Origin of the sequence: Mesorhizobium sp. M0870, assembly GCF_040319775.1 — a bacterium.
Classification (GTDB): Bacteria; Pseudomonadota; Alphaproteobacteria; order Rhizobiales; family Rhizobiaceae; genus Mesorhizobium.
Map to the genome: position 1 here is coordinate 26,247 of NZ_JAMYOI010000038.1, position 23,938 is coordinate 50,184.

26 protein-coding genes are annotated in these 23,938 nt (G+C 63.7%); 13 read left to right on the top strand and 13 right to left on the bottom strand.

Going from position 1 to position 23,938, the window contains the following annotated elements; genetic code table 11:
- Nucleotides 1-7: 7 nt before the first annotated feature.
- The gene (locus NKH97_RS29775; protein ID WP_023809674.1) at nucleotides 8-424 is read right to left on the bottom strand and encodes a MerR family transcriptional regulator; all 417 of its coding nucleotides are present in this window, start codon (nucleotides 422-424) and stop codon (nucleotides 8-10) included.
- Nucleotides 425-530: 106 nt separating this feature from the next.
- On the opposite strand from NKH97_RS29775, the gene NKH97_RS29780 reads away from it, so the two are divergent.
- A complete protein-coding gene (locus NKH97_RS29780; RefSeq protein WP_352613110.1) occupies nucleotides 531-2,705 on the top strand; it encodes a heavy metal translocating P-type ATPase in 2,175 nt (724 codons plus the stop codon).
- Between the two features lie 6 nt (nucleotides 2,706-2,711).
- On the opposite strand, the gene NKH97_RS29785 is transcribed toward NKH97_RS29780, so the two are convergent.
- A complete protein-coding gene (locus NKH97_RS29785; protein WP_352613112.1) occupies nucleotides 2,712-3,896 on the bottom strand; it encodes an MFS transporter in 1,185 nt (394 codons plus the stop codon).
- Between the two features lie 143 nt (nucleotides 3,897-4,039).
- Nucleotides 4,040-5,704 (bottom strand): Na/Pi cotransporter family protein, encoded by a 1,665-nt coding sequence (locus NKH97_RS29790; protein WP_023809671.1) that lies wholly within the window; start codon nucleotides 5,702-5,704, stop codon nucleotides 4,040-4,042.
- Nucleotides 5,705-6,091: 387 nt separating this feature from the next.
- On the opposite strand from NKH97_RS29790, the gene NKH97_RS29795 reads away from it, so the two are divergent.
- From NKH97_RS29795 to NKH97_RS29810, 4 genes are all read left to right on the top strand, one after another.
- Complete coding sequence (locus NKH97_RS29795; RefSeq protein ID WP_352613114.1) at nucleotides 6,092-6,472, top strand: RcnB family protein; 381 nt, start codon at nucleotides 6,092-6,094, stop codon at nucleotides 6,470-6,472.
- A 136-nt stretch (nucleotides 6,473-6,608) separates the two neighbouring features.
- Entirely contained in the window at nucleotides 6,609-8,543 is a 1,935-nt protein-coding gene (dnaG, locus tag NKH97_RS29800; RefSeq protein WP_352775822.1) for a DNA primase, read from the top strand.
- A 422-nt stretch (nucleotides 8,544-8,965) separates the two neighbouring features.
- The gene (gene rpoD, locus NKH97_RS29805) at nucleotides 8,966-10,987 is read left to right on the top strand and encodes an RNA polymerase sigma factor RpoD (RefSeq protein WP_023809668.1); all 2,022 of its coding nucleotides are present in this window, start codon (nucleotides 8,966-8,968) and stop codon (nucleotides 10,985-10,987) included.
- Between the two features lie 181 nt (nucleotides 10,988-11,168).
- On the top strand, nucleotides 11,169-11,462 hold the full coding sequence (locus tag NKH97_RS29810) for a GYD domain-containing protein (protein ID WP_352555748.1): 294 nt from the start codon (nucleotides 11,169-11,171) through the stop codon (nucleotides 11,460-11,462).
- On the opposite strand, the gene NKH97_RS33365 is transcribed toward NKH97_RS29810, so the two are convergent.
- Complete coding sequence (locus tag NKH97_RS33365; protein ID WP_502897102.1) at nucleotides 11,427-11,852, bottom strand: hypothetical protein; 426 nt, start codon at nucleotides 11,850-11,852, stop codon at nucleotides 11,427-11,429. The genes NKH97_RS29810 and NKH97_RS33365 overlap by 36 nt on opposite strands.
- Nucleotides 11,853-11,863: 11 nt before the next feature.
- On the opposite strand from NKH97_RS33365, the gene NKH97_RS29820 reads away from it, so the two are divergent.
- Together NKH97_RS29820 and NKH97_RS29825 are read left to right on the top strand one after the other, a co-directional pair.
- Nucleotides 11,864-12,931 (top strand): DMT family transporter, encoded by a 1,068-nt coding sequence (locus tag NKH97_RS29820; protein WP_352799410.1) that lies wholly within the window; start codon nucleotides 11,864-11,866, stop codon nucleotides 12,929-12,931.
- Nucleotides 12,932-13,300 carry a thiol-disulfide oxidoreductase DCC family protein gene (locus NKH97_RS29825; protein WP_352799412.1) on the top strand — a complete coding sequence of 123 codons (369 nt, stop codon included), beginning with the start codon at nucleotides 12,932-12,934 and terminating at the stop codon, nucleotides 13,298-13,300.
- A 66-nt stretch (nucleotides 13,301-13,366) separates the two neighbouring features.
- Here NKH97_RS29825 and NKH97_RS29830 read toward each other — a convergent pair whose 3' ends face one another.
- Entirely contained in the window at nucleotides 13,367-13,624 is a 258-nt protein-coding gene (locus tag NKH97_RS29830; RefSeq protein ID WP_023809663.1) for a DUF2798 domain-containing protein, read from the bottom strand.
- A gap of 271 nt (nucleotides 13,625-13,895) precedes the next feature.
- Here NKH97_RS29830 and NKH97_RS29835 point away from each other — a divergent pair, with 271 nt between their 5' ends.
- Both NKH97_RS29835 and NKH97_RS29840 read left to right on the top strand, forming a co-directional pair.
- Nucleotides 13,896-14,597 (top strand): PadR family transcriptional regulator, encoded by a 702-nt coding sequence (locus tag NKH97_RS29835; RefSeq protein WP_352799414.1) that lies wholly within the window; start codon nucleotides 13,896-13,898, stop codon nucleotides 14,595-14,597.
- Between the two features lie 112 nt (nucleotides 14,598-14,709).
- On the top strand, nucleotides 14,710-15,009 hold the full coding sequence (locus NKH97_RS29840; RefSeq protein ID WP_127297413.1) for an HlyU family transcriptional regulator: 300 nt from the start codon (nucleotides 14,710-14,712) through the stop codon (nucleotides 15,007-15,009).
- 392 nt (nucleotides 15,010-15,401) lie between these two features.
- On the opposite strand, the gene NKH97_RS29845 is transcribed toward NKH97_RS29840, so the two are convergent.
- The 5 genes from NKH97_RS29845 to NKH97_RS29865 all read right to left on the bottom strand — a co-directional run bounded on the left by NKH97_RS29845 (nucleotide 15,402) and on the right by NKH97_RS29865 (nucleotide 18,950).
- Nucleotides 15,402-16,025, bottom strand: coding sequence for an outer-membrane lipoprotein carrier protein LolA (locus NKH97_RS29845; RefSeq protein WP_352799416.1), 624 nt, complete (start codon nucleotides 16,023-16,025; stop codon nucleotides 15,402-15,404).
- Between the two features lie 49 nt (nucleotides 16,026-16,074).
- On the bottom strand, nucleotides 16,075-16,338 hold the full coding sequence (locus tag NKH97_RS29850) for a YMGG-like glycine zipper-containing protein (protein WP_127297410.1): 264 nt from the start codon (nucleotides 16,336-16,338) through the stop codon (nucleotides 16,075-16,077).
- A 116-nt stretch (nucleotides 16,339-16,454) separates the two neighbouring features.
- Entirely contained in the window at nucleotides 16,455-17,141 is a 687-nt protein-coding gene (locus NKH97_RS29855; protein ID WP_352613118.1) for a hypothetical protein, read from the bottom strand.
- Nucleotides 17,142-17,162: 21 nt separating this feature from the next.
- A complete protein-coding gene (locus NKH97_RS29860; protein ID WP_023809657.1) occupies nucleotides 17,163-18,365 on the bottom strand; it encodes an MFS transporter in 1,203 nt (400 codons plus the stop codon).
- 126 nt (nucleotides 18,366-18,491) lie between these two features.
- Nucleotides 18,492-18,950, bottom strand: coding sequence for an Lrp/AsnC family transcriptional regulator (locus NKH97_RS29865; RefSeq protein WP_352799419.1), 459 nt, complete (start codon nucleotides 18,948-18,950; stop codon nucleotides 18,492-18,494).
- A gap of 173 nt (nucleotides 18,951-19,123) precedes the next feature.
- On the opposite strand from NKH97_RS29865, the gene NKH97_RS29870 reads away from it, so the two are divergent.
- A complete protein-coding gene (locus NKH97_RS29870) occupies nucleotides 19,124-19,858 on the top strand; it encodes an AzlC family ABC transporter permease (protein WP_023809656.1) in 735 nt (244 codons plus the stop codon).
- Nucleotides 19,855-20,154 (top strand): AzlD family protein, encoded by a 300-nt coding sequence (locus NKH97_RS29875; RefSeq protein ID WP_023809655.1) that lies wholly within the window; start codon nucleotides 19,855-19,857, stop codon nucleotides 20,152-20,154. Before NKH97_RS29870 ends, NKH97_RS29875 begins: the two co-directional genes overlap by 4 nt.
- A 55-nt stretch (nucleotides 20,155-20,209) precedes the next feature.
- On the opposite strand, the gene NKH97_RS29880 is transcribed toward NKH97_RS29875, so the two are convergent.
- Nucleotides 20,210-20,845, bottom strand: a complete 636-nt coding sequence (locus NKH97_RS29880) for an FMN-dependent NADH-azoreductase (protein WP_023809654.1) — start codon at nucleotides 20,843-20,845, stop codon at nucleotides 20,210-20,212.
- A gap of 111 nt (nucleotides 20,846-20,956) precedes the next feature.
- Between NKH97_RS29880 and NKH97_RS29885 the strand changes: the two genes are divergently transcribed.
- On the top strand, nucleotides 20,957-21,907 hold the full coding sequence (locus NKH97_RS29885; RefSeq protein ID WP_023809653.1) for a LysR family transcriptional regulator: 951 nt from the start codon (nucleotides 20,957-20,959) through the stop codon (nucleotides 21,905-21,907).
- Here the strand turns inward: NKH97_RS29885 and NKH97_RS29890 are convergent.
- The gene (locus NKH97_RS29890; protein ID WP_023809652.1) at nucleotides 21,846-22,466 is read right to left on the bottom strand and encodes a TetR/AcrR family transcriptional regulator; all 621 of its coding nucleotides are present in this window, start codon (nucleotides 22,464-22,466) and stop codon (nucleotides 21,846-21,848) included. The genes NKH97_RS29885 and NKH97_RS29890 overlap by 62 nt on opposite strands.
- Nucleotides 22,467-22,532: 66 nt before the next feature.
- On the opposite strand from NKH97_RS29890, the gene NKH97_RS29895 reads away from it, so the two are divergent.
- Entirely contained in the window at nucleotides 22,533-22,958 is a 426-nt protein-coding gene (locus tag NKH97_RS29895; RefSeq protein WP_352799422.1) for a VOC family protein, read from the top strand.
- Between the two features lie 6 nt (nucleotides 22,959-22,964).
- Here the strand turns inward: NKH97_RS29895 and NKH97_RS29900 are convergent, their stop codons facing one another.
- A complete protein-coding gene (locus NKH97_RS29900; RefSeq protein ID WP_023809650.1) occupies nucleotides 22,965-23,915 on the bottom strand; it encodes a S1C family serine protease in 951 nt (316 codons plus the stop codon).
- Nucleotides 23,916-23,938 lie beyond the last annotated feature (23 nt).

A 23,938-nucleotide genomic window follows, 5' to 3' on the forward strand; every position in this document is an offset into this window, starting at 1 on the left:
ATGTGTCTCAACCATGCTCATCGGCGCACAGCGCATGATCCGACAGCGCGCGGATGACGTAGCAGTCGCCGACCGTCTGGCCATTGCAGCACGTGGCGATGCGTTCGAGCTCGGCCTCGAGTCGCTTCAACTGGGCAATCTTTTCCCGCACCGAGATCAGTTGCTCCTCGGCGATCTTGTCGGCGTGGCCGCAGGGCTGCTCGGGGTGGCCGCTCAAGTCGATCAGGGAGCGGATGTCGTCAACGGCGAAGCCGAGGTCGCGGGCGTGGCGGATGAAGGCCAGCCGCTCCAGCTCCTGCCTGGAATAGCGGCGCTGGTTGCCTTCCGAACGCTCGGGTGCGGCGACAAGGCCCATCTGCTCATAATAGCGGATTGTCGGCACCTTGACCCCGGTGCGACGCGAGAGATCACCGATCGAAAACATGAAATTTCCCCTTGAAGCTCTAGTGACTAGAGCAATTATAGTGCCTGACATCAGCATTCAAGACCCATGCGGCGACGCCGCGCGGGCAAGACAGGCAGGTAATGTGATGACGACGCCGCTCAAGCAGGAAACGATCGGGCAGACACGGTTCAAGATCGGCGGCATGGACTGCGCCTCTTGCGCGGCCAAGATCGATACGGCGGTGCGTCGTCTCGACGGCGTCGCCGATGTCTCGGTTTCGGTGACCGGCGCCAGCATGACGGTCAGCCACAGCGGTTGGCTCAACGACGACAAGGTGCTGCGGCAGGTGGCGCGGCTGGGCTACGGCATCGTCAAGGCGGAAGGCGGGGCCGATGGGCGTGCTTCAGTGGCCAAGGATCATGATCATGCTGATCATGATCACAGCGATGCGGCGCCGGGGCAGGCGTGGTGGCGCTCCCGCCGTGCCGTGCTGACGCTGGCCTGCGCGGCAGCGCTTCTCGCCGCCTACGGCATCGGCCATCTTCTTCCTGCGGCCGAGCGCTGGGTCTTCCTTGCCGCCCTGCTGGTCGGCCTAGTGCCGATCGCACGGCGAGCGCTGATGGCGGCATTGGCCGGCACGCCGTTCTCGATCGAGATGCTGATGACCATCGCGGCGATAGGCGCCGTGATGATCGGGGCTACGGAAGAAGCCGCCGCCGTGGTGGTGCTGTTCCTGATCGGTGAACTTCTGGAAGGTGTCGCAGCCGGCCGGGCGCGGGCGAGCATCCAGGGACTTGCCGATCTGGTGCCGAAGACGGCCTTGGTCGAACGCGCGAGCGGCACATCGGAAGTTCCTGCCGAACGGCTCGGCGTCGGCGACATCATCCTGGTGCGGCCGGGCGACCGCATTCCGGCCGATGGCGAGATCATCGAGGGGTCGAGCGAAATCGACGAGGCGCCGGTGACCGGCGAGAGCACGCCCAAGCGCAAGGGCGTTGCGGACGTCGTCTTTGCCGGCACGATCAGCACCGACGGCGTGCTCAAGGTGCGGGTGACGGCTGCCGCGTCTGACAACACCATCGCCCGAATCGTGCGGCTTGTGGAGCAGGCGCAGGAAGCCAAGGCGCCGACTGAACGCTTCATCGACCGCTTCTCAAGATACTACACCCCGGCGGTGCTGGCGGTCGGCGCGCTGGTTGCCCTGTTGCCGCCGCTGCTCATTGGCGGCGACTGGAACGAATGGATCTACAAGGGCCTGGCGATCCTGCTGATCGGCTGCCCCTGCGCGCTGGTCATCTCGACGCCGGCGGCAATCGCCGCGGGCCTTGCGGCCGGGGCGAGGCGCGGCCTGTTGATGAAGGGCGGCGCGGTGCTGGAAGGCTTTCGCCGGATCACGGCGGTCGCCTTCGACAAGACCGGCACGCTGACGGCAGGCAAGCCCGTGGTCACCGACATTGTGGCGTATGGAAGGGATGAACGCACCGTGCTGGCGCTGGCGGCAGCGCTGGAGCAGGGCTCCAGCCATCCGTTGGCGATGGCGATCCTGGACCGGGCCAAGGCCGACAAGGCACCGGTGCCGCCGGCTCTGGCGGCCAAGGCGATCTCGGGCAAAGGTGTCGAGGGCAGCGTCGGTGGCGTCGCCGTCTTCCTCGGCTCCGGTCCGGCGGCGGGCGAACGCGCCGACATGACGCAAGTGCAGCGCCTTGCCGTCGACAGCCTCAACGGGCAGGGCAAGACCGTCTCGGTGCTGGTCGCCGACGGCGTGGTGGCAGGGCTGATCGCCCTGCGTGACGAGCCGCGACCGGATGCGGCGGTCGGCATTGCGGCGCTGAAGGCCGAAGGCATCCGCACGATCATGCTGACCGGCGACAATCGCCGCACGGCGCAAGCCATTGCCGCTTCGCTCGGCATCGAGGCGCGGGCGGAGCTGTTGCCTCAGGACAAGCAGCGCATCATCGGCGAATTGCAGCGCGAAGGGCTGAAGGTCGCCAAGGTCGGCGACGGCATCAACGACGCACCGGCGCTCGCCGCCGCCGACATCGGAATCGCCATGGGCGGCGGCACCGATGTGGCGCTGGAGACCTCGGATGCGGCAATCCTGCGTGGCCGCATCACGGACGTCATGCGGATGGTGAGGCTGTCGCGGGCGGTGATGGCCAATATCAGCCAAAACATCAGTGTGGCGCTCGGGCTGAAAGCGGTGTTCCTGGTCACCACCATTGCCGGCATCACCGGCCTGTGGCCGGCGATTCTGGCCGACACCGGCGCCACCGTGCTGGTCACCGCCAACGCCATGCGCCTGCTGCGCTGGCGCGGGTGAAGTGGTCTATTCCGCCGGAGCCGTCAGCGGCGGCGTGGCGTTGCTGCGCCCTTCCCAGACATAAGATGCCAGCGCCACCGCGACGGCGACCAGCATGGCGATGGCGCCCAGCAGCGGCAGGCTGCGGTAGCCATAGCCGCTGTTCAGCATCGCGGCGCCCAACGACGCGGCCAGCGCGATGCCGACATTGAAGCCGGACGGAATGAGCGACGAGGCGAGGTTCGAGGCGTCCGCCGTCCAGGCCAGGATGCGGGTCTGGATCGGTGTGCCGATGGCGAAGTTGAGGCCGCCCCAGACGACGATCGCCACAACCATCGGCAGGGGATAGGGGCTGACGGCGTAGATGACGGCCAGCGTCACCGCCTGCAGGGCCAGCATGGTGATCAATGACGGCATCAGCTTCCAGTCGGAGAGCTTGCCGCCGAGGAAGACTCCCAGGGTGGCACCGACGCCATTGAGCAGCAGCACCCACGGCACCAGGTTCTCGTCGAGCCCGGTGACCTCCAGCAGTGTCGGGGTGATGTAGGTGAACAGGCCGAACTGGCCGATCATCAGCATCAGCATCAGGATCAGCGAGGTCCAGACCTGCTGGCGGGCCAGCACACAGACCTCGCGGGCGAAACCGGCGGGCCTGACCGACGATCCGGTGGTGCGCGGCAACAGGGCTGCCATGGCCAGCGTTGCCGCCACGCCGAGCGCGCACATCACCCAGAAGGTGGCGCGCCAGCCCCAGATGTTGCCGATCGCGGTGCCCGCCGGCACGCCGATGACGTTGGAGACGGTGAGGCCGGACAGGATGACGGCGACAGCCATGCCGCGCTGGTCCTCGCGCACGAGACCGACGGCGACGACCATGGCGACGCCGAAATAGGCGCCATGCGCGACCGCCACGGCAATGCGCAACAGTAGCATCGAGGTGAAGTCGGGCGCCAGCGCGCAAGCCGCCTGGCCGATGGTGAAGGCGATGGCGAGGCCGAGCAGCAGGCTTTTGCGTGACAGCGACTTGGTGGCGAGCGCCAGCAGCGGGCCGCCGATGGCGATGCCGCCGGCATAGCCGGAGACGAGGTAGCCGGCCGAGGGGACCGAAACGCCAAGACCTTGCGCCACCTGCGGCAGCACGCCGGCAATCACGAATTCGGTGGTGCCGAAGGCAAAAGCGGCAATGAACAGGGCTATAAGCGGAAGCGACATGGCAAGGCCTTAGCTGGACGGCCTCAAACCACGGATGGGCTTTGCGGGCAATGAAGAAATTTTTGTCGCGAGTTTAGGTTTTCTTCAGTGAGCGAGGCGGTGAAGCGCCAATCTCCCTCCTTGTGGGGGAGATCGGCTGCTTCTCAGCTCGCCTTCAACCGCGACCCAGTGAGCAGACCGCGCTCTTCGAGCACCGGATAAGCCATCGAGGCCAGCAGCGAATTGATCTGCTTCAGGTCGCGGATGGTATCGAGATGAATCGAACTGGTCTCGACGCTTTTGGCGGTGCCGTCGCGCAGCCGCACGAAATGGCTGGCGCTGGTTTCCTTCTCGCGGTCACGCAGCTGGTCCTTTTCCAGCACCAACTGGCGGGCAGTCTCGGGATCGCGCGACACCAGCACATTGAAGGCAAGCCGCGCATTGGCCAGCACCGAGCCATGGAAGGCGCACAGCTCGGCCCAGCCCTCGTCGGTGAATTCCAACCCGCGCTCGAATTTCTTCTTCACATGCACCAGCATGTTGCGCACGATGATGTCGCCGACCTGCTCGAGCTTGACGCAGGCGCCGATCAGTTCCTGGCAGCGCAGCGCTTCGTCCTCGGTCAGCGGGTTCCTGGTCAACTTGGCGAGGTAGAGCTTGATCGCGGCGTGCTTGCGGTCGACGCGGTCGTCGAGTGCGGCCAGCGCCTTGATCTTGTCGGCATCGGCACTTTCATAGAGTTCGATGATGCGCTTGAGCATGATCTCGATCGTCTCGCAGACCCGCACCACCTCGCGGGTGGCATTGGCCAGCGCCTGGCTCGGCACGTCGAGCGCGCTTTCGTTGAGCGCGGACAGTTCGACGACGTCAAGCGAGGCGGCCGGCACCGGCTTGGTGCCAAGTGCGACGATCTTCTCCGAAGCGCGGTAGACGAACCCTGCCAGCGGCAGGCCGGCGAGCAGGATCAGCACGTTGAACAGGATGTGGGCATTGACGATCTGGTCCGCCGCCGTCGAACCGAGAAAGGCGAAGTGCGGCCTGAAGATCATGACCAGGATCAGCATGACCAGCGAGCCAAGCCCGCGCATCAGGAGGTTGCCGATCGGCACGACGCGCACTTCGGGGCTCGACGAGCGGGTCAGCATCGGCGCGATGATCGAGGAGCCGAGGTTGACGCCAAGGATGAGAACGACGCCGAGTTCGGGCGTGATCAGGCCGCGGCCTGCCAGCGTCGCCATCAACAGCACCGCCGCGATGCTCGATTGGAACAGCCAGGTGATCAGCGCCGCCAGCAGATAGGCGGTGATGGAATCGGTCGAGAAGTAGTTGATGATGACCGGCATGAGCTGGCTGTTGCGCAGCGGCTCAGACGCCTGGCCGATCATCTCCAGCGACAGGATCAAAAGGCCGATGCCGACCAGAATGCGGCCGGTCTGGCGCCAGTCGCGCCGCTCGGTGGCCATGAACATGACCGTGCCGGTGATCAGGCACAGCGGCACCAGCAAGGTGAGGTCGAAGGTCAGCAGCTTGACCACCAGCGCAGAGCCGATCTCGGCGCCGCGCACTGCCAATTGGCCCGCGGCGCCCGAGACGATGCCAGAGCCGGCGAAGGAGCCGACCAGCAGCGTGACGGCTGTGGAACTCTGCAGGGCGATGGCAAGGCCGGTGCCGGCCAGCACCGCCATGATCGGATTGCGCATGGTGGCGCGCAGGCGGTGGCGCAGCACGTCGCCATAGGCGCGTTCAACGCCGGTCTTCACCATGCGGGTGGCAAACAGCATCAGCGCCACGGCGCCGGCCAGATGCAGAAGGACGACGGACCCGCTCATTTCGCCCCCCGCATGCAAACAGGATGCGCGTCCTGTTTGGCGTGGCGATCAGAAGGGAAAACGAGGGTACGAATCATGTTCATGGCGGTGACTTATAATAACTCGAATATTTTAGCCGGATAATAAAATCTTGTCGATTTCAAGGGCCGTTGCAGCGCGACGGGCGGTGTCGGAAAATGGACGGACGCGCAAATGGTTGCATTGCGGGGCGGGCTCGAAGCAACGGATAGGCAGAGTTAGCAGCGCGACCGGCTCCTGCCTTTGCGATTATGTTCAGCTCTATTGGGTAAATAAAGGAAATCATTACACAATTGTAATGCAGGCGTTCAGCTTCGGTTCATCGGTGGCCCGCTATTCCTCTGGCATCGACAACCAAGGAGACTTCTTTTGAAACGCATTGTCCTTTCCGCACTCGCTTTCTCGATGCTGGCCGCTACGTCGCTCACCGGCCAAGCCGCACCGCTGAATGCACCGAACGCTCCGCAGTCGAATTACAGCCAGGTCGACTGGCAAAAGCCCACCAACAGGGATGTCAAGAAGCGCTTCATCCAGAAGCGCGTCATCCATAAGAAGGTCATCGTGAAGCGCAACAACTGGCGCAACGGCCATAAATATTCAGGCTGGAGACAGCACCAGCCGATCCGCGACTATGGCCGCTACGGCCTGCATCGTCCCGGTCGCGGCCAGGAATGGATCCGCGTCGGCAACGACTATGTGTTGGTCGGTGTGCTCTCCGGCGTCATTTTCGGCGTGCTTGCCGCGCATTAAGCGGTCCCCAGGCGGATATTGGAAAGAGGCGGCCCGCAACGGCCGCCTCTTTTGCCTGTGGAAACCGGGTATGGCCCGCATTAAGGGTCGTCGGATTTCATGGGTATGATTATATAATCGGGAAACGAGTTCCCCGATGCGCTTTCCACCCGCCTTCCTCGACGAGATACGCGACCGCGTGCCGATTTCATCGGTTATCGGCCAGCGCGTTGCGTGGGACAGGAAGAAAACCAACGCGCCGCGCGGCGACTATTGGGCCTGTTGTCCGTTCCACGGCGAGAAGAGCCCCTCCTTCCACTGCGAGGACAAAAAGGGCCGCTACCATTGTTTCGGTTGCTCGGTCTCGGGCGATCATTTCAAGTTCCTCACCGAACTCGACGGGATGAGCTTTCCCGAGGCGGTTGAGAAGATCGCCGACATGGCCGGTGTGCCGATGCCGGTTCGCGATGCGCAGGAGGAGCGGCGCGAAAAGGAACGCGCCAGCCTGACCGACGTCATGGAGATGGCGACCGCCTTCTTCCAGGAACGGCTACAGGGGCCGGAAGGCGCCAAAGCCCGCGCCTATCTCAGAGACCGCGGGCTGACGCCGGCGACGCAGCAATCGTTCCGGCTCGGTTTTGCGCCCGACAGCCGCAATGCGCTGAAGGAGCATCTCGCCGCCAAGGGCGTGCCCAAGGCCGACATCGAGGCTTGTGGACTGGTGCGCCACGGCGACGACATCCCGGTTTCCTATGACTGGTTCCGCGACCGCATCATGTTCCCGATTCCGGATTCCCGGGGCAAGATCATCGCGTTCGGCGGCCGTGCGCTGCAGCCGGACGCGCTGGCCAAATACATGAACTCGCCTGACACCGAACTCTTCCACAAGGGCAATGTGCTCTATAATTTCGCCCGCGCCCGCAAGGCCTTGGCCAAGGGCGGCACGGTCATCGCCGTCGAAGGCTATATGGACGTCATCGCACTGGCGCAGGCCGGCTTCGAGAACGTCGTGGCGCCGCTCGGCACCGCGCTTACCGAGAACCAGCTCGAACTGCTCTGGCGCATGGCGCCGGAGCCGATGCTGTGCTTCGACGGCGACAAGGCCGGGCTGAAGGCAGCGTGGCGGGCCGCCGACATGGCGCTGCCGTCTGTGCAGGCCGGGCGCTCGGCGCGCTTCGCGCTGCTGCCGGAAGGCAAGGATCCCGATGATCTGGTCAAGGCCGAAGGACCGGATGCGTTTCGTCGCGTTCTGGCCGAGGCGCGGCCGCTGGTCGACCTTTTATGGATGCGTGAGACGGCGGGCGGCGTCTTCGATACGCCGGAGCGGCGGGCCGAGCTCGAGAAGACGCTGCGCGAACTGACCAGCCGCATCCGCGACGAAAGCCTGCGCTACCACTACCAGCAGGAGATGCGCGAGCGTGTGCTGAGCTTCTTCGGCTCGCAGCGCGGCACCAGGCAAAGTCGGCAAGACTGGAAACAGGGCCAAGGCAAGATGGCCGCGCCCGGCGGGCAGTTCGCCAAGGCCGGCAGCGGCCGCATGGCGATCACCGAAAGCCTCGGCCAGTCGGCTTTGGTCAAACGCGGCGGCGAAGGGATGTCGGTGCGCGAGGCGACGATCATCGTCGCATTGGTCAACCATCCGGCGCTGATCGACGAGAATTTCGCTCATATCGAGTTCCTCGATCTCGCCAACTCCGATCTGAGGCGGCTGCATGGAGCGATTCTCGACGCGATGGCGCACGACATGGCCAATGACCGGCAGGCGGTGATTGCGACGATCGAACGCGCCGGCTGCGCCGAGATCTGGGAGCGGGCCGTTGGGCTGATCCGGCGGATGCGGCAATGGCCGGCGCTGGAGACCGCCGCCCTTGAAGATGCCCGCGATGCTTTCAGCCAGGCGCTGCACTTGCAGCGCAGCGCGCGCACCTTACATAAGGAACTGAAACAGGCGGAAGCGGCGCTCGCCACCGATCCCACAGATGAAAACTACCAGCACCTGATCGAAATTCAGGCGCAATTCCAGGATGTGCAGGCCACGGAAGCGCTGATCGAAGGGTTTGGCGTCTCCTCGGGCAGGGCGGGGCGAGCTTAGTTGGAAGCGAGTGAATTGAGAAAGCGTCGTTGCGCGTCCAAATGGCGCGTAACGGGCTAAGTCGGGTAATTGATTCGCTTTTTTCATGCGAATCATGCGAGAGGCGCTTGACCTTCTGGCAGATTGGCGGAATCAGGACGATTCGAAACGTAACCCGAACCCGCGTCACGGGAAAACAAGCGATGTGAGGTACTGGTCACTGGACAGGCAGCCCGCCTGCCACAGATATCAGGGTTAATCTGGACTTAATGCATGTCGCCCAAAAGGGGAAACCCGATTTGGGCAACGACATACACCAAACGAAACGAGTTGATGCAGTTACTGGCCCGGTGAAGCGCGTTTCATAAGCGAGCGCATCCGATTTGACTGGTCCGACAGCTTACGCGGCTTTGAAGTTCGGCCGCTAGGAGAAGATAAAGACTATGGCGACAAAGGAAAAGGAAGAGGTCGAAACCGAACGCGAAGGCGCCACCGATGGCCCTCTGCTCGACCTTTCCGATGATGCTGTCAAGAAGATGATCAAGGCCGCCAAGAAGCGCGGCTATGTCACCATGGACGAGCTGAATTCGGTGCTGCCCTCGGAGGAAGTGACCTCCGAGCAGATCGAGGACACGATGGCGATGCTGTCCGACATGGGCATCAACGTGGTCGAGGACGACGAGCAGGGCGAGGAGCCCGAGGCCACCGACACCGCCGCCGATGCCGAGGAAGACGCCAACGAGCTGGCCGAGCAGACCGGCACCGCGGTCGCCGCCACCACCACCAAGAAAGAACCGACCGATCGCACCGACGATCCGGTGCGCATGTATCTGCGCGAGATGGGCTCGGTGGAGCTCTTGTCGCGCGAGGGCGAAATTGCCATCGCCAAGCGCATCGAGGCCGGCCGCGAGACGATGATCGCCGGCCTGTGCGAAAGCCCGCTGACTTTCCAGGCCATCATCATCTGGCGCGATGAACTCAACGAATCCAAGATCCTGCTGCGCGAGATCATCGATCTCGAAGCCACCTATGCCGGCCCCGAGGCCAAACAGGCGCCGGTGGTCGAGCGCGTCGAGGAAGCCAAGGTCGAGGACAAGCCGCGCCGTTCGCGCGACGACGAAGACGACATCACCAATGTCGGCGCCGATACGCGTGGGCTGACGGATGACGACGACGAAGACGAGGACGAAGCCAGCCTGTCGCTGGCCGCGATGGAAGCGGAACTCCGCCCGCAGGTGATGGAGACGCTCGACGTTATCGCCGACACCTACAAAAAGCTGCGCAAGCTGCAGGACCAGCAGGTCGAGAACCGTCTGGCCGCCGCCGGCACGCTGTCGCCCAGCCAGGACCGCCGGCTGAAGGAGCTCAAGGACCAGCTGATCAAGGCGGTGAAGTCGCTGTCGCTCAACACGGCGCGCATCGAGGCGCTGGTCGAGCAGCTCTACGACATCAACAAGCGCCTGGTGCAGAACGAAGGCAAGCTGCTCAGGCTGGCCGAAAGCTACGGCGTGCGCCGCGAAGAGTTCCTGAAGGAATATCAGGGTTCCGAGCTCGACCCGAACTGGACGCGCTCGATCGGCAATCTGACATCGCGCGGCTGGAAGGAATTCACCAAGAACGAGAAGGATGCGATCAAGGACCTGCGCGCCGAGATCCAGAACCTCGCCACCGAAACGGCGATCTCGATCCTGGAATTCCGCAAGATCGTCAACCAGGTGCAGAAGGGCGAGCGCGAAGCGGCGATCGCCAAGAAGGAAATGGTCGAAGCCAATCTGCGCCTCGTCATCTCCATCGCCAAGAAGTACACCAATCGCGGCCTGCAGTTCCTCGACCTGATCCAGGAAGGCAATATCGGCCTGATGAAGGCGGTCGATAAGTTCGAATACCGCCGCGGCTACAAGTTCTCGACCTACGCGACATGGTGGATCCGGCAGGCGATCACGCGTTCGATCGCCGATCAGGCGCGTACCATCCGCATTCCGGTGCATATGATCGAGACGATCAACAAGATCGTGCGCACCTCGCGCCAGATGCTGCACGAGATCGGCCGCGAGCCGACGCCGGAGGAACTGGCCGAAAAGCTTGCCATGCCGCTCGAAAAGGTGCGCAAGGTCTTGAAGATCGCCAAGGAGCCGATCTCGCTCGAAACGCCGGTCGGCGACGAGGAGGATTCGCATCTGGGCGATTTCATCGAGGACAAGATGGCGATCCTGCCGATCGACGCGGCGATCCAGGCCAATCTGCGCGAGACCACCACGCGCGTGCTGGCCTCGCTAACGCCGCGCGAGGAGCGTGTGCTCAGAATGCGCTTCGGTATCGGCATGAACACCGACCACACGCTGGAAGAAGTCGGCCAGCAGTTCTCTGTTACCCGCGAGCGCATTCGTCAGATCGAAGCCAAGGCGCTGCGCAAGCTCAAGCACCCGAGCAGGTCGCGCAAGCTGCGCAGCTTCCTGGATAGCTGAGACTTACCGATGCAAAGAGTTCAAGGGCGCCGATGGCGCCCTTTTTTGTTGTGGGACGCACTCTTGCGCCGCAGGCCCTTCAGGAGGATAATTTCCGTGTCGGATGCATTTTCTGGGCGACAACCCGGATGCCCGCCCCGGCGAAGCCGCCGTGCTCCGTGGCCCCGGAGGGAGGTGTGCCATGACAAGCTACATCGTGCTGATGAACTGGACGGAGCAAGGTGCCAGGAACGTACGCGAGTCACCGAAGCGGCTCGACGCCGCCAGGAGGCAACTGGGAGACATGGGCGGATCGTTCAAGGGGTTCTACCTGACCATGGGCGAATACGATATGGTGGCTGTGGTCGAAGCCCCCGACGACGCGGTGCTGGCGCGCTTCTCGCTGATGCTGGCGGCAGCGGGCAATGTCAGGACGCGGACGCTGAAGGCCTTTCCCGAATTAGCCTACCGCGAGATCATCACCTCGCTCGGGTGAAGGAATCGGCAGGGTTTCTCGAAGTCGCTGGTTGGTGCCGGCCTGGTGGCGCTTTGCCGCAAGACGGGGCGCTTCGCCGTGATAGAACGCGGCCGGGGAGATCGCGATGAAGAAGGTTTCGATATTGGTCGCCAGCTTTGCCGCTTTGTCGTCGCTGCCGTTTTCCGCCGCGCCGGCGCGCAAAAACCGGTCGGCATGGCCAATCCGGCGTCCGTCCATTGTGGCGAGATCGGCGGGCGCCTGGTGATCAGGAAGGACAAGGCCGGTAATGAATATGGATTCTGCGGCTTGCCCGATGGGCGCCTTTGCGAGGAGTGGGCGCTGTTTCGCGACAACAAGTGCGTCGGGCCGAAGGCGGCCATGCGCCGCAAGTGACACACCTGCCATCATAGGGTGAGATCATGTCCGAACCGCATTCCCATTCGCATCTGTGGCCCGGCGTGCCACTCGCGCTTGGCTCGGCCGTCCTGTTCGGGGCGACGCCGCCGCTCAGCAAGCTGCTGCTCAATGGCGTCAATCCCTTCATGCTGGCCGGGCTGCTCTATCTCGGTGCCGGTCTCGGGCTGGCTCTGTACCGCCTGCTTCGGGGCAGGCAGGCCGCGGCCGGGGAGGCGCAACTGACCGCTGGGGATATTCCCTGGCTGGCGCTGGCGATCGGCATGGGCGGCATCATCGCGCCGGTGCTGCTGATGTTCGGCTTGACCCTCAACACGGCGTCCAGTTCGGCGCTGCTGCTCAACCTGGAAGGGCTGGCGACGATGACGATCGCCTGGCTCGTCTATCGCGAGAATGTCGACCGGCGCCTGCTTTTCGGCGCGTTCGCCATTCTGGCGGGCGCCGTTCTTCTGTCGTGGCAAGGTGAGGGCGTCGCCTTCAACCGTGGCGCCCTGCTGGTGGCGGGGGCTTGTCTGGCCTGGGGGATCGACAACAATTTCACGCGCAGGATCTCCGCCACCGACCCGGTGGTGATCGCGATGCTCAAAGGGCTGGTGGCGGGTGTCGTCAATGTCGGGCTGGCGCTTGCCGGCGGTGCTTTGTTTCCCCCGGGGTCGGTCATTGCAGCGACCGCGGCAGTCGGTTTCTTCGGCATTGGGGTCAGCCTGGTGATGTTCATCGTGGCGCTGCGTCATCTGGGTACCGCCCGGACAGGGGCCTATTACTCGCTCGCTCCCTTCATCGGCGCGCTGCTGGCAATCGCCATCCTGGGTGACGCCGTCACGCTCAAGCTTGCGGCCGCCGGACTTCTGATGGGTGTTGGCCTGTGGCTGCATCTGTCGGAGCGCCATGAGCATGAGCACGACCATGAGGAACTGGAGCATAAGCACAGCCATGTGCATGACCAGCACCACCAGCATCATCATAATGATGGGCCGGCGGACGAGCCGCATTCGCACTGGCATCGGCATGCGCCGATGCGACACCGGCATCCGCATTATCCCGACCTGCACCACAGGCATGGCCACGGATAAATGCTGACCGTCTGGTACAACACGCGCTGCCCGGTCTGCGATGCCGGCATAAGCAGGCAGAAGCGGCGGCTGATCGAAGCGGTCAAGGCCGGGCGGATCGAGTTCCGAGACATCAATTTTGAACCGGCAGCGCTTGCCGGACATGGCGCGTCGCTTGAGGATATCCGCCGCCGGCTGCACGCCACCGACGTGGCGGGCAGGCTGCTGGTCGGCGCCGACGTTGCCATCGCCGTGTGGAAGGTCACGCCGGGCGAGGGCTGGCTGGTGATGGTGTTCGGCAATCCGGTTGCCTTGCCGCTGACACGCTTTGCCTACGACGGCTTCGCCGATCTTCTCTATGCTTGGAACCGGCGCAAGGGCCGCTGGTAGCCGTTCGTCATTGATGACCAGAAGCGCAAAGGTCCGGAGGACATCTCCGGGCCTTTTTCGTGCGAGCTATCGGCTGGCCGGCTCGCAGAGCGCGCCCACGATGCGGCGTACCACGGGCAGCACCAGCAGCAGCGTCGGAAACGCCACCAGCCAGGACAGCCCCCAGGCGGTCAGCCAGATGGACGGCAGCTCGGGGTGGAAGCCAAGGCTTTTCAACGTCGAGATGAACGAGACGATGAAGGTCATCAACAGCGACAGCACCAGCGGGCTAAGAACAGCGGCATAGCGCGCAGGAAGCTTCCTGCGCTGATGTCTTGCAGTCATTTTGAGAGTTTCCCTGAAGTGTCCGGTCCGTCGCATTGGCATCCATTCGCCGGTGACCGGCTGAATTGCCCGGAAGGACCGGGGTTGGATGCGTTGCTTGACGTCAGACGCTTACGGAGCAGCCGAGGCGCTCGCGGGCCTTCTAGCGGTACGTTCCGGTGAAAGCAAGCCTCTGGCGCCGCATTCAGATACATCGTAAGATATATCTTGACTCTCTCGATTGGCTCGCATAATTAAGATATATCGTAAGATACAGCTCAAGGAGCAATCAATGCACAAACATTTTGGGAACAATCATTTCGGCGAGCGCATGTTCATGCACATGGCCGGCAAATTCGGCGGCAAATTTGGTGGCAGAGGGGGCGGCGGTTTTGGCCCGTTCGGGCATGGCGGTCGCGGTGGCGGGCGGGGCGGCCCGGGCGACATGTTCCGCGCCGGGCGCATGCTGGCCGACGGCGACCTCAAGCTGATCACGCTGTCGCTGCTGGCCGAGGCCCCGCGCCACGGCTACGACATCATCAAGGCCTTGGAAGAGCGCACCAGCGGCATCTACAGCCCGAGCCCGGGCGTGGTCTACCCGACGCTGACCTTCCTGGAAGAGGCCGGCTATGCCGCCTCCGCCGCCGACGGCAACAAGAAGGTGTTTTCGATCACCGAAGCTGGCCAGGCGCATCTCGCCGATAACCGCGAGATGATCGACGGCGTGCTCGACCATCTCGAGCGCTTCGGCCGCAAAATGGCGAAGGCGCGCGACTGGTTCGGCTGGAACGACGAGAGCGATGAGGGCGGGCGTCGTGGCGGCCGGGGTAGCGGCGGGGATCGTTCGGAAGCGCGCGACGAATTCCGCGCAGTCCGCCACCGGTTGCGCGCGGCTCTGGGCGACTTCGTCGACGCCCCGGCCGACAAGCAGGCCGAGGCGATCGCCATCCTCGAAGCCGCCGCCGAGGCTCTGGAAGCGCTGTCGCACAAGTAAGCTCGTCCAGCCGACCGGACGCAGCCCTTGCCCGCTGGGCCAAGGACCGATAGTGAAATTCATCCCGCGTCACTCTACATGGTGCGGGATGAATGCTGTTGGAGGAAGCCCGATGTCTTTTCTGAAGCGTCTTTTCGGCGGTGGCGCCAGCGGAGCCGAAACGGCTGGGCCAACGAGCGCAGCGCCGGCCAAGCAGGTCGAGCACAAGGGCTTCCTGATCAGCGCCATGCCCTACAAGGCGGATGGCCAATACCAGACCTGCGGCGTCGTCTCCAAGGAGATCGACGGTGTGGTGAAGGAACACAAATTCATCCGTGCCGACCGTTTCGCCGGGCTCGACGACGCCGTCGACATCTCGATCAAGAAGGGCATCCAATTGGTCGACGAGCAGGGCGACCGGATTTTTGGGTAGATCACCGCCAGCAGGTCACTGCCTAACCATGCAGGCCTTTGCGCCACGATGGACCTCTCGGTCCGGGTTGACGTACGACCGCCGGCGGATCAACTCGTCCTGGCGGGATCGATCGTCATCAGGCGGGTCCTGGCCTCGATCAGATGCCTTCTCGCGGCCCTTATCCGGCCGCACAATGCCAAGTTAAGAGCGACGCCGCCTTCCTCGTCCAGCAAGTCATTCGCGCGCTTCAGAGAGCGCTCGGCTCTCCTTATACGCAGTCTGGCGTTGGCCGCTTCGATGCTGTGAATGTCAATCATTGTGCCGCGTCCTTTGCGGTTCCGGTCCCTTCATGGACTAAACCGCCGCGGATCCTATTGGTTCCGGCGCTGAGACTATGGCTGCGGTTTCGGCTATTTCGTTGTGGTGTTGAATTCACGGTTTGCCGCATAATCGATAACGAAGGTGCCCTCGGGAGCGCGAACGCCCTGCCTCACATTTGAGATGGTCACCGTCGTGGTAAGTCCCTTCTCGTCGGTGAGGCTCCATCTGCGCAGATCGAGCGATTTTCTGTCGAACACCATGGAGATGTTCGAATTGCCGAAAGCCGATCTGTCGGCCAGCTTGACGGTAATCTGAGCGCCGTCTTCTCTGATGCTTTTGACGCGACTGCCGGAGAAGTCGACCTTGTTGTCGAGCAGCAGCTTAAGCGGCGTCTTCGAGAGAGCATAAAGCCGCGATGTCTTCAGTCTTGTGTTGTAAACCATCAGGGATTTGCCATCCGCGATCACGCTGACCCCAGATTGGCCTGCATAGTTGAACCGGATCTTGCCTGGGCGTTGGAGAAAAAACCTGCCGTGTTTTCTTTCCGCTTTCGGGCCTGATTGCACGAAATCCCCTGACATGGATTTCACCGATGAGAAGTGATCGGCAATCGTCTTTGCTTCAACCGGCGCGGCCGGAGCCCCGGCATTCACCGCGGCAACGCCGATAACGGCACACAAGAAACCCAGCAGCTTTTTGATCCGATAGGCCATTCGATTAACCCCCAGCAGACGCGTGATCGAAGGAGATCACGCGTTGAGATCAGTAGCCGTTCGGGCACCGCGCGACGTAAACCCGGCCGTACCGATCGCGATATCTGCACTGGCCGGCTTCGCTGGCGTGGCCGATGACGGCCCCTGCTATCGCACCAACCGCACCGCCAACAACCGCCCCTTCCACAGGGTCTCCGGCCACCGCGGCGCCTACGGCCGCGCCACCCAAGCCGCCGACGGCGGCGCCTTGTTCGGTACGGGAGCACGCCGAGAGCGGAATGAGCAGGCTCAAAATGAGCAGCGTCTTTTTCATTGGTTCTCTCCTGGGGCTACTATTAGCCAAAGCTTAAATGCTCAAGAGAGCTTTTCGATCCATCGACCGTTGCCTGCCATTCAAGCCTGGCCGTGGCGGAGCCACGCGCCTTCGGCTCAAATGCCTGCGATCGCCAAAAGCCAGGCCAGGATGTCGAGCAGCAGAAACAGCAGCGCAATCTGCAGCGCCACCCGCAGCCGCTGGATAATTCGCCAGTTGCCGGCCATGTCCGCCTTGATGCGAAGGGCAAGCGCGCGGCGCATGGCCGACATCGTCGTCGGCCTGTCGCCGTCGACATATTGATCAAGCAGCTCTTCCGGATCGAAGCGGAATGTATATTGGTGGTAGGGCCAAAGCATGAAGACGATCAACCCGCCGATGCCGAACAGCAGGGCCACCGCGGTCCAGTCCCAGAGCCCAAGCCCATTGGAAAGGGCCGCACCGCCGAGCAATGAGTTTGCGAATGCGGTGGCAAAGACAAGGCTGCCGGCGCGGGTGCTCATGTTCTCCACAAGGGTCTGCTGTTGCGTGAGACCTCTCACCGCCTCCTGATAAATGAATGCAAGACGCGGATCGTCGTCGGCAACAGCGCTTGCGGCAATTCTGTTGCTTTCGCTTCCACTCGGATGTTCCGCCATCAGGGTGTCCTCTCTGGCGTGGACTGGATGCGCGAGCTCAGTCGAGATCCCACGGTGCAAATGTTGTCCGTGGACTGCCCCGCGCAAGGGGGGGAACGGATGAAACAGGGGACAGGATCCGTGGCGAACCGAACGGGCCAGGCTGATTGCGCGCCTGGCCAGCAAGGTTTGGGAAATCGACCCGGGCTAAGCCGGCTGCAACTCCCTGCGCGGCAGTGGCGGGAACGCGATGGCGATGCCGACCGCGCCGAGCCCGATAAGAGCCGAGCCGATGAACAGCCAGGAATAGTTGGCGTAGGCGTCGAACACCATGCCGCCGGCAAGCGGTCCCAGCGCCATGCCGAGGCTGGACAGCATGGTGGCGGCGCCGAACACGGTGCCGAGGATGCGCTGGCCGAAATATTCGCGCGCCAGCACCGCATAGAGCGGCATGACACCGCCATAGGTGGCACCGAAGATAACGGCCAGCATGTAGAACTGCTCAAGCTGGCTGATCGACAGATAGGCGGCAATGACGATCGCCTGGATCGCCAGGCCCGCGATCAGCACCGGCTTGACGCCCAGCCTGTCGGCCAGCACGCCGTAGAAGAGCCGGCCGCCGAGGCCTGCCAGGCCTTCGACACTGTAGATCGAGACCGCTGCCATGGGGGCGACGCCGCACAGCATGGCATAGCTGACCATGTGGAAGATCGGCCCGGAATGCGCCGCGCAGCAGGCAAAGAAGGTCAGCCCCAGCACGATGAATTGCGGCGAGCGCAGCGCCTGGCCGACCGTCAGGCCGGCACCTTCGGCAACCGGCGCGGAGCCGGGGTCGACTAAGACGGGCTTCGGCGGCTGGCGCACCAGCAGCACCGCCGGCAACAGCAGCACCCAGGCGGTAATGCCGATGTCGAACATGGCGGTGCGCCAATCATAGGCGGAGATCAGCCAGCGGGCGAGGGGCGAGATCGTCATCGGCGCCACGCCCATGCCGGCCGAGACCAGTGAGACGGCAAGGCTGCGGTTGGTGTCGAACCAGCCTGTGGTCAGCGCGATCATCGGCGCGAAAAAGGCGCTTGCCGCGAGACCGACCAGCACGCCATAGGTGACCTGGAAGCTCAGCAGCGAACCGGCGCGGCTGGCCAGCACCAGCGCCAGCCCGAGCAGCACCGCGCCGATCATCACGACGATGCGGGCGCCAAAACGGTCCGATATCGCGCCCCAGGCGAAGCCACCAAGGCCCATCACCAGGAAGTTGAGCGTCATGGCGCTCGAAATGCCGGCGCGCGACCAGTTGGTGTCGACCGCCATCGGCTCGAGAAAGATCGCCAGCGAAAACATCGTCCCGATGGCGACGCAGGACATCAGCGCGCCAGCGGCGACGATGACCCAACGATAGGAAAGGCTCATTCAAATCTCCCATGCCTAAGGGCAGCGCTGCGCGCTGCTTGCACCCGAAGGACGCCGGCACCGGGTTCGATCCTACAATCCGGTTGCATTTTTTATCCAGTTTGACGTGACGCCGTTTTCAGTAGCTCAGATCGGCAGTTCCGACGTGTATTTGATCGTCTGGCTGGGGACGTCGGTCTTGACGTTCTGCACGCCCTTGATGCGGCTCAGATGCTCCGACTGGAAGCGGCGGTAATCGTCGATGCCGGCCGCCACCACACGCACCATGGCGTCGCAATCGCCGAGCATCAGGTAGCACTCCATCACCTGCGGCAGCTTGGCGACTTCGGTGGCGAAATGCTCGATCGTGTCCTCGTCCTGCGTTTTCAACCAGATGCGGGTGAAGAAGGTCAGGCCCTTGCCGATGCTGGCGGGGTTGAGCACGGCGACGTAGCGGTCGATGACACCGGCCTCCTCCGGCAGCTTCACGCGACGCAGGCAAGGCGATGGCGACAGCCCGACCTCATTGGCCAGATCGTTGTTGGCCATGCGGCCGTCGCGCTGCAGCGCCCGCAGGATCCGCTTGTCGATCTCATCAAGTTTCATGGCTCTGGATTCCATCTATTTATGGCTTTGTAGCGCCAAATGCCAAATTCTGATGAAACACAACAATCTTCGCAACCAAATTGTGAGCCGGTGCCGCTATGTTTGCGGCCGACATCACAAGAGTCCAGAAGCAACCCGGGAGCGGCGGCCGCGAGGCGCGCCAGGGGAGACGCATGAGCATTTCACAGGCAGTCGAGGCGGCGGGCAATGGTTCGGGATCCGAGTTCCGCCGTGGCGTGGCGTCCTGCGCGCCGGTGCTGTTCGGCACCATCCCCTATGCGCTGGTGCTTGGCGCCCAGGCCACGCAGAAAGGCTTAAGCACGGTCGAACTGTCTGCCATGACAGGGCTGAACTTCGCCGGCGGCTCGGAATTCGCGGCGATCCAGTTGTGGACGTCGCCGCCGCACGTCGTGCTCATCGTCGCCATCACCTTCCTGGTCAACAGCCGTCACCTGCTGATGGGTGCGGCACTGGCGCCATTCCTGCGCCACCTGCCACGACGCAAGGTGTTTCCGGCGCTTTTCTTTATGTGCGATGAAAGCTGGGCGCTGGGCCTGGCCGATGCCAAACAGCGCGCTGCCGCCGGCATCACGCCGGCCTTCAGCCCGCGCTACTATATGGGCGCGGCGCTGGCGATGTATCTCGCCTGGGTGTCCTTCACCACGCTGGGTGCCTTGCTCAGTCCGATGCTCGGCGACGTCGGGACCTATGGTTTTGACATGGCGTTCCCGGCCGTCTTCCTGGTGCTGATGCGCGGCATGTGGACGGGTATGGCGGCGGCGCGGCCCTGGCTGGTCAGCCTGATCGTGGCAGCACTGGTCTATCTCTTCGTTCCCGGCGCCTGGTATGTCGCCGCCGGCGCGGTATCGGGGCTGGTCGCGGCTTGGCTGATGGCGGGTGATGCATGATCGACGCAATGACCTTTCTCACCATCGTGCTGATGGCCGGCGTCACTTACCTGACGCGCATCGGCGGCTATGTCGTGCTGCGCAACCGCACACTCAGCGCGCGTGCCACGGCGGTCATGGGAGCCGCGCCTGGTTGCGTGCTGATCTCTGTCATCGCACCGGCCTTCGTGTCGAAGTCCCCGGCGGATATTCTGGCGCTGGCTGTTACTCTGGTAGCCGCCACGCGGCTTTCCATGCTGCCGACCGTGCTGATCGGAGTCAGCGCCGCTGGTCTGCTGAGGCACCTCATCGGCTAGAACGAAAAAGGCAGGCGCGCACGCCTGCCTTTCGAAGCGGACAAATTTTGGCTCTTTACGCGGCAGCCGCGACACCCTGGCTGGCGGCCACCACGGCATCGACCTTGGCGGTCGCCTTGGCGAGCGCTGCGGTCACCGCGTCAGGACCCATGCCGACGCCTTCGATGCGGATGACATCGACGTCGGTCATGCCGAGGAAGCCGAGCACGCCGCGCAGGTAGGGAATGGCGTGATCGAACTGCACGGCCGCACCTTCGGAGTAGATGCCGCCCGAAGCCAGCACGATATAGACCTTCTTGCCGGTGACGAGACCCTTGGGGCCGTTCTCGCCATAGGCAAAGCTCTTGCCGGAACGAGAGATGTGATCGACCCAGGACTTCAGTGTCGAGGAGATGTTGAAGTTGATGAAGCCTGTGGCCAGGATCACTGTGTCGGCGGCAAACAGCTCGTCGAGCACCACATCGGAGACGCCGACGACTTCAGCCTGGCGCGCAGTGCGGGCTTCCGCCGGCACGTAGATGCCGCTGGCGTAGTCGGCATCGATATGCGGCAGCGGGTTGGCGACGAGGTCGCGCACGACGAGCGTGTTCGACGGATCGGCGGCGACGAGCTTTTCAGCGAATTCGGTAGCGATGCGGGTCGAATGCGAGGCGGCGCCCCGCGGGCTTGAGGTGACAAGAAGAATGGACATTTTGGGCTCTCCAGCGGTTGGAATGATTTGTCCCACCAGATATGGGGCTTTCGATCCATTCAATAAACTGGTATATTTTCTATACGATCCATCTATAAGTTAGATATATCGATGCAGCCCAACCCGACGCTCGATCAACTTCAGATCTTTGTGACAGTCGCCGAAGCCGGCAGCTTCTCGGCCGCCGGCCGCAAGCTCAACCGGGCACAGTCCGTGATCAGCTACGGCATCGCCAATCTCGAGGCGCAGCTGGGGCTGAAACTGTTCGAGCGCGAGGGCACGCGCGAGCCGCAATTGACCGAGATCGGCCGGGCGATGCTGGAGGATGCGCGGCGCATGATCGGCGTGCTGCAGCGCATCCGCTCCCGCGTCGACGGCCACCACCAGGGGCTCGAGGCCGAAGTCGCGCTGTCGGTCGATGCGGCGCTGCCGTCGCCGGTGCTGGTGCGGGTGTTGAAGGCATTCGAGGTGCAGTTTCCGACCGTGATGCTGCGCCTGCATATCGGCACGCTCGGCCTGATCCCCGATCATGTCGTCAGCGGGCAGGCCGACCTTGGCATTGGCGGCCTGCTGGGCGATGTCGATGTGCATCTCGCGCGCATCGGCTTCATGTCGATCGTGCTGGCCGCCGCGCCCAGCCATCCGCTGGCCCTGCTGCCGAAGCCGGTGGCGATCGAGGATGCGCGCGAACACACGCAGCTTGTCGTCACCGACCAGTCGGAGCGTACCAAGGGGCGCGACTTCGGAGTCTTCGCCTACCGTACCTGGCGGCTGACGGATGTGCGCACCAAGCATATGCTGATGCGCGAGGGGCTGGGCTGGGGCGGGCTGCCGCGCTGGCTGATAGCAGACGACCTGGCGAGTGGCCGGCTGGTCGAAATCGACCTCGAATCCTTCAGGGAGGTGAGTTCGCCGCTGTTTGCCATGCACCGCAACGATCGCAGCCCGAAGCCAGCGGCCGCCTGGCTGATCGACCAGTTCAAGCGCCAGCTCGGCTGCTTCAACGAGTTCGAACCGGGCGAGGTGCCTGAGGAAGAGACAGGCCATCGATCAGTGCTATGAGCACCGCGCGGTAGTCCTGAGCTGACGCACCGGCCTCGATGGCCAGGGCGGCACGATCGAAGGCGGAGCCGAGCAGTGCGGTCAGCGCGTCGGCCGGCAATCTCGTCATCGTTTGCGCCCGCATCGCCGCGACCAGCCCTTCGCGCAGCGAGCGGTTGCCATGGCGGTTGTCGATCGCGTCCATGGCGGCGCGGCCAAGCACGGCCGGGCCGTCGAGCAGCAGCAGGCGCGTGCGGCCTGGCGTGCGCATGGCGGTGAGATAGGCGTCGGAACCGGCAATCAGTGCGTCGCGGGCATTGAGTGATGGCGCCGAGGCGCGCTCGATCTCCTCGGCGACCGCTGCCGCCTCCTGGTCGACCACGGCGGCAAACAGCGCCTGCTTGTCGGCGAAGTGATGGTAAAGCGCGCCGCGCGTGACGCCGGCGGCAGCGGCGATCTCCGGCGTGCCGGTCTCGGCATAGGATTTTTCCGTAAACAGCTTTCGCGCCGCGGCAATCAGGTCGGCGCGCGTCGCCTCGGTACGGTCACGGTTGGAACGGCGCGCGGAATCGCGTTGCATACATGCAGCCTGTATGTTAATTCAATTTACATGCAGACTGTATGTTAATTGACGGGAGAAGGAAAGATGAAGACGACGAGCTATTACCCGGTGCTGATGACCGGCGACGTCGCCGGCACGACGGCGTTCTATGTCGAGCATTTCGGCTTCCAGCCGCTGTTTGAAAGCGACTGGTATGTGCATCTGCAATCGGTGGACAACAAACGCGTCAATCTCGGCATCGTCCAGGGCGACCACGAGACCATCCCGAAGGAGGGGCGGGGCCGCATATCGGGCCTGCTGATCAATTTCGAGGTTCGCGACCCGGACGCGGTCTATGAGCGGATCCTTGCCGCCGGCCTGCCGATCCTCCAATCCTTGCGCGACGAGCCCTTCGGCCAGCGCCATTTCATCACCAAAGACCCCAATGGCGTGCTGATCGACGTCATCAAGCCGATTCCGCCGAGCGAGGCGTTTCTGGCGCAGTACGCCGAGGGGGCTGCGGAACGGTGACCGTCCTCAGCCCGCCCTTGCCACCGGCGTCACCGTCACCTGGCTGACGCCGGTGCGGCGCACCACGGTGCATTGTGTCTCGCGGCCGATGCGCTCGGCGTCGAGCACGCGCACCAGGTCGTCGACGCCGGTGACCGGGCGGCCGTCTATTGCGGCGATGATGTCGCCCTCCTTCAAGCCGGCCTTGGCCGCCGGGCCGTCCTTCTCGACGCTGCGCAGGCGAACCGCCGTGCTGGTCGAGACTTGCGACAACAGGGCAGCGCGTCGCGGCAGATTGACGGTGTCGGCCGAGACGCCGATGAAGGCGCGGCGCACGCGGCCGAAGCGGATGATCTCCGAAATGACGAAATTGGCGGTGTTGGAGGCAACCGCGAAGGCGATGCCTTGCGCGCCATGGATCATGGCGGTGTTGACGCCGATGACCTCGCCGGCCGACGACACCAGCGGTCCGCCGGAATTGCCGGGATTGAGCGCTGCGTCGGTCTGGATAACGTCGTCGATCAGCCGGCCGGTGGAGGCGCGCATCGAGCGGCCGAGCGCGGAGACGACGCCGGAGGTGACGGTCCATTCGAAACCGAGCGGGTTGCCGATTGCAATGGCGATCTGGCCGCGCCGCAGCCGCTTGGAATCGCCCAGCGGTGCGATGTCGGCAAAGCTGCCGTCGGCGCGCACCAGCGCGATGTCGGTGTCGGGATCGCGGCCAAGCACGCGGCCTTCGCGGGAGGCACCGTCCGGCATCGACACGCGCACCGTCCTGGCGTCGCCGACGACGTGGAAATTGGTGACGACCAGCCCGTCCGGCGCGATGACGAAGCCGGAGCCATGGCCGCCCTGACCGCCAACGCGCTCGATGCGGCAGACGGCCGGACCGATGCGGTCGACGGCGTCGGCAACCGTCGTCGAATAGGCGTCGAGCAGCGTATCATCGGTTTGGAATTTGGCGACGGCGAGGGCCATGGGAGGGCTCCGTGTGTTCAGGC